Origin of the sequence: Undibacterium sp. TJN25, from assembly GCF_049339885.1 — a bacterium.
Classification (GTDB): Bacteria; Pseudomonadota; Gammaproteobacteria; order Burkholderiales; family Burkholderiaceae_D; genus Undibacterium.
In genome coordinates this window covers 359112-373139 of the sequence record NZ_JBMPPM010000004.1, presented here as the reverse complement: position 1 = coordinate 373139, position 14028 = coordinate 359112, and the positions used below count along the sequence as shown (strand labels likewise).

At 58.0% G+C, this 14028-nt stretch carries 14 protein-coding genes; 3 read left to right on the top strand and 11 right to left on the bottom strand.

Going from position 1 to position 14028, the window contains the following annotated elements:
- Nucleotides 1-2: 2 nt before the first annotated feature.
- The 4 genes from ACO0LO_RS11855 to rbsK all read right to left on the bottom strand — a co-directional run bounded on the left by ACO0LO_RS11855 (nucleotide 3) and on the right by rbsK (nucleotide 4935).
- A complete protein-coding gene (locus ACO0LO_RS11855) occupies nucleotides 3-1118 on the bottom strand; it encodes an ABC transporter permease (protein ID WP_422964433.1) in 1116 nt (371 codons plus the stop codon).
- Nucleotides 1115-2641: an ABC transporter ATP-binding protein gene (locus ACO0LO_RS11850; RefSeq protein ID WP_422964432.1), complete on the bottom strand. Its 1527-nt coding sequence runs from the start codon at nucleotides 2639-2641 to the stop codon at nucleotides 1115-1117. The genes ACO0LO_RS11855 and ACO0LO_RS11850 overlap by 4 nt, the downstream gene beginning before the upstream one ends.
- Nucleotides 2642-2725: 84 nt before the next feature.
- A complete protein-coding gene (locus tag ACO0LO_RS11845; protein ID WP_422964431.1) occupies nucleotides 2726-3745 on the bottom strand; it encodes a BMP family lipoprotein in 1020 nt (339 codons plus the stop codon).
- A 260-nt stretch (nucleotides 3746-4005) separates the two neighbouring features.
- Nucleotides 4006-4935 (bottom strand): ribokinase, encoded by a 930-nt coding sequence (gene rbsK / locus ACO0LO_RS11840; RefSeq protein ID WP_422964430.1) that lies wholly within the window; start codon nucleotides 4933-4935, stop codon nucleotides 4006-4008.
- Here rbsK and ACO0LO_RS11835 point away from each other — a divergent pair.
- The 3 genes from ACO0LO_RS11835 to ACO0LO_RS11825 all read left to right on the top strand — a co-directional run bounded on the left by ACO0LO_RS11835 (nucleotide 4922) and on the right by ACO0LO_RS11825 (nucleotide 7404).
- Nucleotides 4922-5134, top strand: a complete 213-nt coding sequence (locus ACO0LO_RS11835; protein WP_422964429.1) for a hypothetical protein — start codon at nucleotides 4922-4924, stop codon at nucleotides 5132-5134. The two genes, rbsK and ACO0LO_RS11835, sit on opposite strands and share 14 nt — an antisense overlap.
- 168 nt (nucleotides 5135-5302) lie before the next feature.
- Nucleotides 5303-6403, top strand: a complete 1101-nt coding sequence (locus ACO0LO_RS11830; RefSeq protein WP_422964428.1) for a carbohydrate kinase — start codon at nucleotides 5303-5305, stop codon at nucleotides 6401-6403.
- 92 nt (nucleotides 6404-6495) lie between these two features.
- Entirely contained in the window at nucleotides 6496-7404 is a 909-nt protein-coding gene (locus ACO0LO_RS11825; protein WP_422964427.1) for a pseudouridine-5'-phosphate glycosidase, read from the top strand.
- A 68-nt stretch (nucleotides 7405-7472) separates the two neighbouring features.
- Here ACO0LO_RS11825 and ACO0LO_RS11820 read toward each other — a convergent pair whose 3' ends face one another.
- The 7 genes from ACO0LO_RS11820 to ACO0LO_RS11790 form a co-directional block, all read right to left on the bottom strand.
- A complete protein-coding gene (locus ACO0LO_RS11820) occupies nucleotides 7473-9167 on the bottom strand; it encodes a DUF3426 domain-containing protein (protein ID WP_422964426.1) in 1695 nt (564 codons plus the stop codon).
- 24 nt (nucleotides 9168-9191) lie between these two features.
- Entirely contained in the window at nucleotides 9192-10103 is a 912-nt protein-coding gene (prmA, locus tag ACO0LO_RS11815; RefSeq protein WP_422964425.1) for a 50S ribosomal protein L11 methyltransferase, read from the bottom strand.
- 15 nt (nucleotides 10104-10118) lie between these two features.
- Nucleotides 10119-11498, bottom strand: a complete 1380-nt coding sequence (accC, locus tag ACO0LO_RS11810; RefSeq protein WP_422964424.1) for an acetyl-CoA carboxylase biotin carboxylase subunit — start codon at nucleotides 11496-11498, stop codon at nucleotides 10119-10121.
- Between the two features lie 97 nt (nucleotides 11499-11595).
- Nucleotides 11596-12051 (bottom strand): acetyl-CoA carboxylase biotin carboxyl carrier protein, encoded by a 456-nt coding sequence (gene accB / locus ACO0LO_RS11805; protein ID WP_422964423.1) that lies wholly within the window; start codon nucleotides 12049-12051, stop codon nucleotides 11596-11598.
- A 133-nt stretch (nucleotides 12052-12184) separates the two neighbouring features.
- Complete coding sequence (gene aroQ, locus ACO0LO_RS11800) at nucleotides 12185-12622, bottom strand: type II 3-dehydroquinate dehydratase (RefSeq protein WP_422964703.1); 438 nt, start codon at nucleotides 12620-12622, stop codon at nucleotides 12185-12187.
- A 75-nt stretch (nucleotides 12623-12697) separates the two neighbouring features.
- Nucleotides 12698-13228 (bottom strand): TlpA disulfide reductase family protein, encoded by a 531-nt coding sequence (locus ACO0LO_RS11795; protein WP_422964422.1) that lies wholly within the window; start codon nucleotides 13226-13228, stop codon nucleotides 12698-12700.
- Nucleotides 13225-13830 (bottom strand): hypothetical protein, encoded by a 606-nt coding sequence (locus ACO0LO_RS11790; protein WP_422964421.1) that lies wholly within the window; start codon nucleotides 13828-13830, stop codon nucleotides 13225-13227. The genes ACO0LO_RS11795 and ACO0LO_RS11790 overlap by 4 nt, the downstream gene beginning before the upstream one ends.
- Nucleotides 13831-14028: the final 198 nt, after the last annotated feature.

The window sequence follows — 14028 nt, the reverse complement described above, 5'->3', positions numbered from 1 at the left end:
GGTCACTTGGTCCGGGAAGTTGGTCGATTGGGTAGTCGGCCAGGTAGCCGATTAATCAGGGCAAGGATTGCCGGCGCATAGAAGTTTTCCATGGCGCCGCAAAACAGGATGATCAGGCCCTGGATGAAAATAAAGGTTTCCGGAGGGATATTGGATTTTTCCAGCGACAGGTCGAAGCCGCCCTGTATCAGCGCGCCGAACAGCACGGAGGACAGCAGGATGCCGATCGGGTGCTGTCTGCCCATCAGCGCAATTGCAATACCAATGAAGCCGGCGCCGGCCGGGAAGTTCAGCGCCAGGTAATGGGTGGAGCCCATCAGCGAATTCACCGATCCCAGGCCTGCCAGCGCGCCGGAAATCAGCATCGCGACGACGATCATCTTGGTAATCGAAACACCCGCATAGTGCGCCGCATGCTTGTTCAGGCCCGTTGCGCGCAACTGGTAGCCCCACGAAGAGCGCCACACGGCGGCGCCGTATATGACCAGCGCCAGCAGTGCCAGCAGGAAGCTGATGTTGAGTGGTGTATCGCCGAGTATCGGAAACCAGGCATTCATCTTCGGCAGCCACGCGGATTCGGCAAACAGGCGGCTGGCAGGGTTTTGCTGCCCCGCAGGGATCAGGTAGGTCACGATGATGAAATTCATCAGGCTGGCAGCGATGAAATTGAACATGATCGTCGTCACCACGATATGGCTGCCGCGCTTGGCCTGCAGATAGGCCGGCAGCCACGCCCAGGCGGCGCCGAACAATGCGCTGCCCAGTAAGGCCAACGGGATCAGCAGCCAGGATGGCAGGCTGGAATCCAGCGCCAGGATGACGGCGGTCAGCCCCAGGCCACCCAGGTACATCTGACCTTCGGAGCCGATATTGAACAGGCCGGCCTGCATCGCGATCGATACCGACAGGCCGGTGAATATGAAGGTGCTCGCGTAGAACAGCGTGTAGCCCAGGCCTTCAGGGTTCATCACCGCGCTGTTGACCAGGATACCCAGCGATTCCAGCGGATTTTCGCCCAGCAGGTAAATCACCAGTGCCGCCACCAGCAGGGCGGACAGCAGGTTCAGCAGCGGCAGGACGACAGCGGTGGCCCAGCGTGGGAGCTCGTTGGTACTCATTTGTGCAGGCCCCCCATCATCAAGCCTATTTTGGTCGTATCAAATTCGCTGGCGTTCAGCTGGCCGGTAATGCGGCCGCCCGACATGACCAGGATGCGGTCTGCCAGTGCGCGTACTTCTTCCAGTTCCACCGATACCAGCAGGATGGCGACGCCGGCGTCGCGCATCTTCAGCAATTGTGCATGGATGCTTTCTATCGTGCCGATGTCCACGCCGCGCGTGGGCTGGCCGACCAGCATCAGTTTAGGTGCTGCTTCCATTTCGCGTGCGATGACGACCTTTTGCTGGTTGCCGCCGGACAGCAGTGCAATCCTCAGGTTGGGATTGGCGGGGCGCACATCGAACATTTTCAGCAGTTCGGCGCAGCGCTGCATCACCGACTTGAAGTCGATCATGCCCAGCGCCTTGCTGGCCTTGCGCTGGTAGCCTAGCATCAGGTTCATCATCACCGAGAAATCCTTGACGACGCCATCGCGCAGCCGGTCTTCCGGTATGTGCGAAATGCCGAGCTGGCGGAATTCTGCCGGCAGGCCGTCTGCATCGCGGCGGCGGCCGAAAGGCAGCAGCTTGTCCAGGAAACTGACGCTGCCCTTGCTCGGCAGGCGCATGCCACTGAGGATTTCCAGCAGCTCGCTCTGGCCGTTGCCGGACACGCCCGCAATGGCGACGATCTCGCCGGCACGCAGTTCAAAATTGATATTGTCCAGCAGCGTGACATTCTGATCGTTGTGCAGGTTCAGGCCTTCCACCTTCAACACGGTGGCGCCGGGTTTGTACGGCCCGCGCGGCAACTGCGTTTCTATCGGGCGGCCCACCATCATGTTGGCCAGCTCTTCCTTGTTGGTATTGGCTGTCTGCACGGCGCCGACCACGCGGCCAGCGCGCATCACGGTCACGCTGTCGGTGATTGCCAGGATCTCCTGCAGCTTGTGCGTGATCAGTACGATGGTTTTGCCCTGTTCCTTGAACAGGCGCAGCACCTGGAACAGGGATTCGGTTTCCTGTACGGTCAGCACAGCGGTGGGTTCGTCCAGGATCAGGATATTGGCGCTGCGGTAGACCTGCTTCAGGATCTCTACCCTTTGTTGCGCGCCTACCGACAGGTCTTGTATTTTAGCCAGAGGATCCACATCCAGCGAATAGCGCTTGCAGATGTCGCGCAGCTTGGCTTCAATGTCGGCGCGGTGCGCTTTCAGCCGCATGCCGCCTTCAGCGCCCAGCATCACGTTGTCCAGTACCGTCATGTTTTCCACCAGCATGAAATGCTGGTGCACCATGCCTATGCCCAGGCGTATCGCTTCCTGGCTGCTGCGGATGTGACGCTCTTCGCCGTTCAGCAGTATCTGTCCACTGTCGGCCTTGTAGTAGCCGTACAGGATGCTCATCAGCGTCGATTTGCCCGCACCGTTCTCGCCGATCACGCCATGTATCGCTCCCTGCGCGATGGAAAAACTCACATCGGCATTCGCTTGCACTGCTCCGAAGCGTTTGGAAATATGTCGAAATTCTACTGCTGGCTGCATGCTGATCACTAAGTAGGTTCGGGGGAGGGCCGGCGGATCCGGCAAGGCGCTGCCGCCTTGCCGCTTGTCTCCGTCAATTCGCTATCAGACCGGGCACTTGTTGTTTTCGCGGTAGTCGATGACCTTGACCTTGCCGCTGATAATGTCCTGCTTGGCTGTGTTGACTTTCTTTTCGATATCAGCGCTGATCAGGCTGCGGTTGTCCTTGTCCAATGCCCAGTCCACGCCGCCTTCTTTCAGGCCCTTGTTGGTGGTGCCCGCTTTCCAGGTGCCGTTCTTGACCTGCATGAAGCTGTCATAGACCGCATTGTCGACGCGTTTCATCATCGATGTCAGCATCGTGCCCGGATGCAGGTAATTCTGGTTTGAATCAACACCGATGGCCAGCTTGCCTTTTTCCTTGGCGGCCTGCAATGTACCCATGCCGCTGCCGCCAGCCGCTGCGAAGACGACATCCACGCCGCGTTCAAACTGTGCGCGCGCCAGTTCGCCGCCCTTGGCAGGATCGTTCCAGGCGGTGGGGGTCGTGCCGACCATGTTCTGCGTCACGTCGATCTTGGCGTCCACCGACTTTGCACCTTGTGCATAGCCGCATTCAAACGAGCGGATCAGCGGGATATCCATGCCGCCGACAAAACCGACCTTCTTGGTCTTGCTGGCCAGAGCAGCGGCTACACCGACCAAATAGGAGCCTTCCTGTTCCTTGAACAGCACTGAGTTCACATTGGGGCCGGCAGCCACGCTGTCGATGACGACGAATTTAACCTTGGGGAATTCCTTGGCAACGGTCTGTACCGCCTGGCCCTGCGCAAAGCCGATGGCAGCGATCAGATCCATGTTTTTACGGGCAAGATTGCGCAGCACCTGCTCGGTCTGCGTATCGCTGCTGACCTGGACTTCCAGGAAATTGATTTTGGTTTCCTGCTTGAAGCGGTTCGCGCCTTCGGCAGCGGACTGGTTGAATGACTTGTCGAACTTGCCGCCGGCATCATAAACCACGGCCAGCTTGGGATCAGCCGCATAGGCGGTGACGGTGCCGCCTGCGCTGCAGAGCGCGGCGATGGCGAAACAGAGGCGATTGAGTTTCACGCGATTCAATTTCATGTGCAATCCTAATCTCGATAGAGGTGTGAATGTGAGAGTGCTGCTCAAGCCCGGCCTGGAAGCACTATATCTGTCAAAAGTCCACGGCAGCCGTCATTCGCTGCCGGACTGCTTTTTTATGCCTGCGGCGGCGGTATCAAACCACCAGTAAGCTAGCACGAAGTCTGCCAGAAAGCCGGGAATATCGCGTGAATTCAGCGATGTTTACCGTCGGCGACGCCAGGCCTGCCGCATATCCTTGTATCAACCGGCAATCCGCGTTAGCCAGCCGCCCGGCTTTGCATAAATTCTTCCACTTCGCTGCGGCTGGGAATTGATGTTTGCGCCCCCAGCTTGGTCACTGTCAGTGCAGCGGCGTACTGCGCCTCCACGCTGGCAGCGTGGATATCCAGGCCACGGCCTATACCAACCGCAAATGCACCCACGAAGGTATCGCCGGCAGCCGTGGTATCGACGGCGTCCACCCTGATGGCAGCAATATACTGACGCTTGCCCGGCTCGGTAATGCACAGGCCTTGCTCACCCATGGTCAGCAATACGGCGGAGACGCCGCGCTGCAGCAGCTTTTCCGACGCCAGGTGCGCGCTTTCCTGGCTAGTGACGGGAATGCCGCTCAGCTGCGATGCTTCGGTTTCGTTGATGACGAGGTAATCGACCTGCTGCAGCAACTCATCGGCCAGTGCCTGCACAGGCGCCGGGTTCAGGATGACTTTGACGTTGTGTTGCTTGGCGAGCTGGATGGCGCGGGTAACGGTGCTGAGCGGAGTTTCCAGCTGGCAGACCAGCAATTGTGCGGAAGAAATTGCCGTTTGCGCGGCGTCGACGTTTTCTGCCGACAGCGCGGCATTGGCGCCCGCCGCCAGCACGATGCTGTTGTCGCCGGCATCGGTGACGATGATGCCGGCAACGCCGGTGGCAATATCGGGCACGGCAGACAGGTAGCTGACGTCGATGCCGTCTTCGGACAGGCAGCGGATGGAATACTGGCCGAAACCGTCATCGCCTACGCGTCCGATAAAGGCGACATCGGCTCCCTGGCGCGCCGCGGCAACAGCCTGGTTGGCGCCTTTGCCGCCAGGTATCTGGCGGAACTCATGGCCGCTCAGGGTCTCACCAACTGCAGGCATGCGCGGTGTACGAAACACCAGATCCATGTTGACGCTGCCGACAACAGCGATGCGTGGCTTCATTTATATTTCTCGCAAAAGGCAAAGCCAGGGAACTGGCAAAACGGGTAAAAATCCTGCAAGTTTAGCAGAAATTCAAGCTGTTCTGCCCTTGGATGGCCGCTTCTCAATTTCGCTAAAAGGCAAAAAAATAGGCCGCGCAATCGTTTGCGTAGCCGGTTCTCTATTTAACTATGGCGGTGTAAAGCAAGTCAAGAATTAATTCCCGGGGCTTTTGGTTTTTGCGCGCATTCACCAAAAGATTACGTTATATGCATCAATATAGTGAGGTTTGGCGGCGATTGTTTGACAGTATTTGAACATTTGTTTAATAATATAAACAAATGTTTGTTTTTGGCCGTAAAGGCCTGTTTGACGATTAACCAAACCAATGGCCTCCGCAGAGATTTCCAAGAAAGACCAGCTCTATCAGTTGATACAGGCCAATCCGTTCATTTCGCAACAGGAGCTGGCAGCGCAACTTCAGCTGTCGCGGTCTGCAGTGGCCGGCCATATTGCCGGGCTGATCCGCGAACGCAGGCTGCTGGGCCGTGCCTATGTGCTGCCGGACAACCGGCCTGTCGTCTGCATAGGCGGCGCCAACGTGGACCGCAAGGTGCGCACGCTGGCATCATTGCAGATGGGAACCTCCAATCCGGTGTCCCAGCATGAAAGCCTGGGCGGCGTCGCCCGCAATATTGCGGAAAACCTGGCCAGGCTGGGCGCTCAGGTCAGCCTGCTGACGGCCTTGGGCGACGATGCCGCTGCCGGCGCAATGCTGGCGCACGCAGATACCGTGGGCCTGGATATGCGCGGCAGCCTGAGGCTTGCCGCCACGGCCAGCGGCAGCTATACCGCAGTGCTGGATGACAAGGGCGAAATGCTGCTGGCCTTGTCACACATGCAGCTATGCGACCAGCTGACGCCGGAGTTCCTGGCATCGCGGCAGCCGCAGCGCGCCGCTGCTGCAATGACGGTGGCAGATTTGAACCTGCCGGCAGAAAGCATCAGCCTGCTGCTGCAGGATGCCGTGCGCGACGGTCTGCCGCTGGTGCTGGTGGCGGTTTCCCAGCCCAAGATGGCGCGCTTGCCGGCCCACCTGCACGGTGTGCGCCTGCTGATCCTGAACCGCGGGGAACTGGAAACCCGGTTGGGCCATGCGCTGGCCGGCGATGACGAGATTGCATCGGCCTGCGAGGTTGTTCAGCGGCAGGGCGTGCAGGATCTGGTGGTGACGCTGGGCAACCAGGGCGTGCTGTATACATCGGGCAGCGGCGTTCGCCGGCTGGCTGCGCCGCCGGTGCCGGTGCGCGACGTCACTGGCGCCGGCGATGCATTTGCCGCTGCCGTATGCTGGTCGCTGTGTAGTGCGCCGGATGACCTGGAACTGGCCTGCCGCCGCGGCCTGACATTGGCTGCGTTGACCATACAAAGCAGCGCTACCGTCTGTACCGACCTGGCGCCGGATAGCCTGGAAACATTGCTGGCCTGAGCCGCAAGAAATCATGAAAGCCGGTGTCGCAGGCACTTAACCTGGTCTAAAGCCGGCTGAAAAATCAAGGTATCAACAAAAGGAAAAAACAAATGCAAAATTACCTGGTGTATTCGGAAGAAGTCGCGCATGCGCGTGCCACAGGCAAGCCCGTCGTAGCACTGGAATCGACGATCATTGCGCACGGCATGCCTTACCCGCAAAACGTGCAGACCGCGCGCGAAGTGGAACAGATCATCCGCGACGCCGGCGCCGTGCCCGCCACGATTGCCGTTATCGGCAGCAAAATCCGCGTTGGCCTGTCGGCGGCGGAGCTGGAACTGCTGGGCACAACGCCGGACGTCATGAAAGTCAGCCGGCGCGACCTGCCTTATGTGCTGGCCAGCGGCAAGATGGGCGCCACCACGGTAGCGGCCACGATGATCTGCGCAGAGCTGGCGGGCATCGAAGTATTCGTCACCGGCGGCATAGGCGGCGTACATCGGGGCGCTGAAACCAGCTTCGATATCTCGGCTGATTTGCAGGAACTTGCGCAAACCTCGGTGGCCGTGGTTTGTGCGGGTGCGAAGTCAATACTGGACCTTGGCCTGACGCTGGAATATCTGGAGACGCATGGCGTGCCGGTCATCAGCGTAGGGCAGCGGCAGTTTCCGGCTTTCTTCACACGCGATAGCGGCTTCAACGCCGATTTTCAACTGGACAGCGCGCAGCAGCAGGCCGGCTTCATCCGCACCAAGTGGCAGCTGGGCCTGCGCGGCGGTGTGCTGGTCGCCAATCCTGTGCCGGAAACCGATGCAATGCCGAAAACGGAAATCGACGCCATCACCCAGCAAGCCTTGCAAGAGGCGGATAGCCAGGGAGTGGCCGGCAAGGCAGTCACGCCTTTCCTGTTGAACCGCATCAAACAGCTGACCGGCGGCCGCAGCCTGGCGACCAATATCGCGCTGGTGAAAAACAATGCGAGGGTGGGGGCGCAACTGGCGATAGCCCTGCGCGGTTGAAATCCTCAAATAAATGCTTGCTTCAATCCCGCCTTGTCAGGCATAAGCAGGAGTAAAACAGAGGCAGATCAGGGATAAAACAGCATCACGTGATAGCCGGCTGCCTTGATGGTTTCCAGCTCAAAAAACAGGCTGGCCGGCTGTTCGGATGTGCCGGGGAAGCCCTTGACCAGGTCGGACTTGTTAGCCAGATATTCGGCGGGGGTAAAGACCTTGCGCAGGACCGGCTGGCCCTTGTCGCTGTCCAGCGTCAGCTCCAGCATTGGCCAGGCCTGGACGCTGCTGCCCTTGTTGCGCAATAGCAGCGTCAGTGAAAATACATTCTTGTCCGGCGACAGCCTCTGCAATTCATTGGATTCTATCGAGACCATATCGATCTGCGCCAGCAGGCTGATCTGGCAATTCAAGGGCTTGCATGCATCGGCCAGCATAGGCTTATATTGCGGAAACCAGGCGGCAAGCTGGTTGCGCATCGTATAGGCGGCCTGCGCCAGCAATGCAAGGAACAGCAATACCGACATCAGCATCATCGCAATGCGCACTGTTTTGCTGCGCGCTTTTTTGCGCTCTGCCTGGACTACAAAATCCGGCGCATCCGACTCCAGTACATCTGAAATATTGTCGCCTATATGTTCGGCGCGTATGGATGCCGCTTCCAATGCCTGTTCGGCATCGCTGCCCACATAGGTGTCCGTTGTTTCCGGTACCAGCGGCTCTTCGTCGGCATCGGCTATCTCCGCTACGGTTTCTACTGTCGCCTCGGTATGCGGTGTCGCGGCTTCTAGGGCTTCTGGGGTTTCTGCAACTTCTTCCAGCGCATGTGCATTATCTGCCGCATCCTCTGCAATGGCGTCGGCGTCGGCAGCGTGTGATGTTTCAGCGGCAGGTGCCTGTTCGGCTTGTTCCGGTTCGGCCTCCGGTTCGGCCAGCGATATTGCCTGGCCGTCGTCTGCGGCGGCGGCGTCGAACCCGGATTCGTATGCCGCTTCAAATTCAGAAAGCAATTCGGGATGGAATTCAGCCTCGGAATCGAAGTGTGATACTGTTTCCGACTCTGCTTCCGTTTCGTTTCCTTCACCGGCCGCCGGCTGCTGCGACTCGTCCGCGAGCAGCGCATCTGCGGCAGGCAGGAATACCTTGGTGTCAGTGGCAAGCAATGCATCGCGCGCCAGCTTGTTTGCATCAACCGGGCTATCGGCGATGGACCAGTCCGCCTCCGCTTCTACCAGCAGCGCCATGCGGTGCCGGTGCTCGGCTTCCTCCTCATCCTCTTCATCCGCCACGTCAATGGCCGGTTCCGGCGGCACCGCGTGAACCGGATCTGAAGCGGGCTTGCCGCTGGCGAAGGGAAGGGGCTCGGTGAACAGCTCTTCTTCAAAGTCCAGCATGTCAGCGGAAAACGGAGCAGCTTGCTGAGCGGGCGCCTGAGCGGCTTCCTGTATAGGAACAGCCTTTGCTTCTTCCAGCGTTGCTGTTTCGGTGGAAGTTGCATGGACAGGTGCTGCATGAAGCGTGCTGGACGTTTCAGCGATGGCAGGCGCTTGTTGCTGCGCTGCCGGGGCAGCGGCTTCCGGCGCGGCAGCAGGAACTACCGAAGGGGCTGAAGGATGTGAGGGAGCGGCGCCGGGCGCCACCAGGTGTTCTATGCCGTTAAAAATCTGCTGGCAGGAGCCGCAGCGGACGATGCCCGCGTGCAGCTTCAGCTGGTCATTGGCGACACGGAATGTCGTATGACAGTGAGGACATTGGGTGGCGAGGGCCATCGCTGTCGTCCGCGTGCCGTCGCGCTAGGCGGGAAGTTTGCCGGCCAGGGCGACCCAGCCCTCGTGCTCGGCCCATACCGACAAGGTGATATAGGGAGCGTAAGCTGCCGCTACCTCATCTGCCTGCCGGGACAGTACGCCGGACAGCACCAGCGAGCCGCCCGGAATAACCCGGCCGGACAGCATCGGCGCCATCAGTTTCAGCGGACTGGAAAGGATGTTGGCAACCACCACGCCGAATTTGTGACTGGCCGGATGGGTGACCGAAAAATCTTCGGGCAATGCATAGTGGATGTCGCAATGATTGCGCTCCGCGTTGTAGCGTGCGGATTCGATTGCCTGCGGATCGATATCAACGCCGACCACATCTTGCGCGCCCAGCTTTTTGGCGACCATTGCCAGGATGCCGGAACCGCAGCCGTAATCGAGCACTGTCAGGTCCTTCGGTGCATGGGCTTCCAGCCATTCCATGCACAGCCGCGTCGTGGGGTGGCTGCCGGTACCGAAGGCCAGTCCCGGATCTAGCTCCAGGATCAGCGCATTCGCATCGGGCGCATCATGCCAGCTGGGAACAACCCAGATGTTTTTGCCGATGTGGATAGGCTCGAACTGGGATTGCGTCAAACGCACCCAGTCCTGCTCTTCCACCGGGCGGGTGGTATAGGCCGGCAAAGTTGTCAGGGAAATGGCGGCAGCAGCTTCGGCCACGATCGCAGCGTGGTCGCTGTCGACTTCAGCCAGTGCCACTACGCGGCTGCGGTCCCATGCGGTTTCATCCGGCTCCATGCCGGGTTCGCCGAACAGGGGATTTTCCGCATCGGTGCCTTCGTCGGCATCTTCCACCGATACCGACAGCGCGCCCGCTTCCATCAATGCATCGGAAAGCGGTTCCGCGTGCTCGCGTGCAACTTCAATAACAATTTCTATCCAGGCCATTACGGTAATACCCTCTTATTTCTTGCCTGCTTTTGCGTCTTTCGGCAAATCCGGCTTGTCGGCGAGCTTTTGTTCCAGGTAATGGATATTGGTGCCGCCTTCGATAAAGCGGGCATCAATCATCAGTTCGCGGTGTAGCGGGATATTGGTCTGTATGCCTTCGACCACCATTTCAGACAGCGCGATCTGCATGCGCTTGATTGCCTGTTCGCGGGTGGCGCCGTAGGAAATGACCTTGCCTATCATCGAATCGTAATTCGGCGGCACGAAATAGCCGGCGTAAGCATGCGAATCCACACGTATGCCGGGGCCGCCCGGCGCGTGCCAGGAAACGATGCGTCCGGGAGACGGCGTAAACTTGAATGGGTCTTCCGCGTTGATGCGGCACTCTATCGAGTGGCCTTTCAGTTCGATGTCGGTCTGGCGGTAGCGCAGCTTTTCACCAAAAGCAATGCGGATCTGCTCCTGCACGATATCGACGCCGGTAATCATTTCCGTCACCGGATGTTCCACCTGCACGCGGGTATTCATTTCAATGAAATAAAACTCTTCGTTTTCGTACAGGAATTCAAACGTGCCGGCACCGCGATAGCCCAGCTTGCGACAGGCTTCAGCGCAACGGTTGCCGATTTTTTCGATGATCTTGCGTGGAATGCCGGGTGCCGGTGCTTCTTCTATTACTTTCTGGTGGCGGCGCTGCATGGAGCAATCGCGTTCGCCGAGCCAGATGGCGTTTTTATGCTCGTCGGCCAGAATCTGGATTTCCACGTGGCGCGGATTTTCCAGGAATTTTTCCATATACACTTCGGGATTGCCGAAGGCTGCGCCGGCTTCCGCCTTGGTCATCGTCACGGCGTTCAGCAATGCCGCTTCGGTATGCACAACGCGCATGCCGCGTCCGCCGCCGCCGCCGGCAGCCTTGATAATGACCGGATAGCCTACTTTGCGGGCGATCTGCACGATGGTCTTGGGGTCATCCGGCAAGGCGCCTTCAGAACCAGGCACGCAGGGTACGCCGGCCTTGATCATTGCGTGCTTGGCGGAGACCTTGTCGCCCATCATCCGTATCGATTCCGCGCGCGGTCCAATGAAGACGAAGCCGGATTGCTCTACGCGCTCCGCGAAATCGGCGTTTTCAGACAGGAAGCCGTAGCCCGGATGGATCGCCTGCGCATCGGTGACTTCCGCCGCGCTGATGATGGCCGGCATGCTCAGGTAGCTCAGCGCGGAGGGTGCCGGTCCTATGCAGACGGATTCATCCGCCAGCTTGACGTATTTGGCTTCGCGGTCGGCCTCGGAGTGCACGACCACGGTTTTAATGCCCATCTCGCGGCAAGCGCGCTGGATGCGTAGCGCGATTTCACCACGGTTGGCGATAAGGATTTTTTCAAACATAGTAGTAGTCTGTAGTGATTGCAGCGCTTGATTGCGGTGCAGTGATAATGCTGCTGAACAACGCTGGACTTAGGCCGCGGAAAGCGGGTGCCGGCGTTTAGCCAATCACAAACAAAGGTTGACCATATTCGACCGGCTGGCCGTTTTCGACCAGGATCTGTTTGACCACGCCGGTAGTGTCGCTTTCGATTTCATTGAGCAGCTTCATTGCTTCAATAATGCACAGCGTAGCGCCGGCCTTGACGCTGGCGCCAATTTCAACAAAAGCGGCTGCGCCCGGAGCGGACGAGCGGTAGAAAGTGCCGACCATAGGCGACTTGACGATATGGCCTTCAGGAACTGCAGGAGCGGCCGGCGCAACCGGCGCCGCGGCAACAGGGGCTGCCTGCATGGGCTGCTGCATTGCCTGCGGCTGCATCATGACTACCTGGTTCTGGGGTATCGCGGAAGTTTTAACAATGCGAACCTTGCCTTCGCCTTCCGTGACTTCGAGTTCTGCAATATCAGACTCGGCAACGAGGTCGATCAAGGTTTTTAGTTTTCTTAAATCCATGTGGAATTCCCCTGGGAATAATGGTTTTTAAATTATTGGATACACAAATCGATACTCAGGCAAATCGCTGCGACTGGAATCGTAGGGCGCGATTATATGCCAATATCGGCTAATTGCGTGAAGATGGACGAATTTAAAGACTTTTTAATGCAAAGTCAATCGCCAGTCTGTAACCGTCGGTACCAAGGCCGCAGATGACGCCTGTTGCAATGGAAGACAGAAAAGAGTGGTGGCGGAAAGCCTCTCTCTGGTGCACATTGGAAATGTGCACTTCGATAAAAGGAATGCCCACGCCGGCAAGTGCATCTCTTAATGCGACGCTGGTATGGGTCAGACCGCCCGGATTGATGACAATGGCATCGATCTTTTCATCACGCGCTGCATGGATGCGGTCTATCAAAGCACCCTCGTGATTACTTTGAAAAGCATGCAGCCTGGCATTGGCAGCTTCTGCCTGTTGCCGTGCTGCAGACTCCACATCCGCCAAAGTGGTGTGACCATATACCGCAGGCTCTCTGGTTCCGAGCAGGTTCAGGTTGGGTCCGTTCAGCAGCAGGATGTTACTTGCCATAATACCAATTGGTTTATCGACGATAGGCGCATTTTGCCGCCAATTACCCCACATTGGCAAGGAAAACTCGATAGCTTACATAGTCAGTTTTGTTATATCGGCACGTAACTCATTCATGTTCAGGCGTCCTAGATAGCTTTTTACCAAGCTTCCGTCCGGCGCGATCAGCACGGTAAATGGCAGTCCGCCTGCCTGATTGCCCATCTGGCGCGACAGTTCGGTGCCGTCCATGCCGGCGGCAAAGACCGGGTAGGTAATTTTATATTTATCGGCAAATTCGGCAATATTGCTGGGACTGTCTATGCCCAGGCCCAACAGCTGGATATTCTTGGATGCGAGTTCACCTTGCAACGCAGACAATTCCGGCATTTCCTGCACGCAGGGGCCGCACCAGGTTGCCCAAAAATTAACGACCAGGAACTTTCCCTGCCATTGCGATAATTTTTGCTGCTGGCCTTTACTGTCCGCCAGCGTCATCTTCATTAATTGTCCGACGACCGGCGACGGCTGTTTGGCCGGCGCCGCGTGCTGGGTGCCGAAGTAGATACCCGCGCCGGCAAAAATAACGGCGACGATAGCGGCGCTGGCAATAAAACTCTTTTTCATTCTGTTGTGCTTTCTTCTATTAAATTACGTACTGCGGTAATATTGCTGCGTTCTGTGCGGCCGCCGGCCCGCAGGTCATCCAGGTTATACAAAGCCAGATGCACTCCTTCCTGCTGGTGCAGGAAGCTCAGGGTTTCGACGGTTTCGTTGCGGTTGCCGGAGGTTTCAGACACTTCAAAGCGCACATCCTTGTTCAGAAGGAAGATCGCTACTTCCTTGGTATTGTCGGCAAACAGCTGCAGGTGGATATCGCTATGCTGCCCGGCAGTGCCGTTCAGCACCGCGCCGGTCAGGTAGGGATTGAATTTTTCCAGTTCCAGCATCAGGCCGAGCGCAATCTGCCTCAGCAGCAGCAGACGCTGCGGCTGCGTATCGCCGAAAAACAGCGCATTGTATTCCCGGACTTCCTGCTCTATCTGGCTATTGTCCGGCAATACGTCGCCTTTGGGCTTCTTGTTGCCGAGGATCTGCTTGGCGGCTTTGCGCTTGGCGGACCCGTAGTCGGCGCCGTCTTCCGCGATCATGCGGGCTGCCAGCATAGCGATTTCGCTACGCAGCATTTCGGCATCACTAGGGTAGTTAAGCATTGCTTGAATATTCATAGGTCTTGATCGGACAAGCGGCCCGCCGTCCATCCGTTAGTGATCGTTAATGATCGGCAGGCCGCTTGCCCTAGATAATAGCCCAGACTTCTAAAGTCTGCCTCTGCTTATGCCGCTCAGGTAGAATTGCGGGATTCTCAAATTTATTGCCTGTCTTTTGAGAGGTAATACGCCTAAAAGTTTCAGATTCGGTTCAGA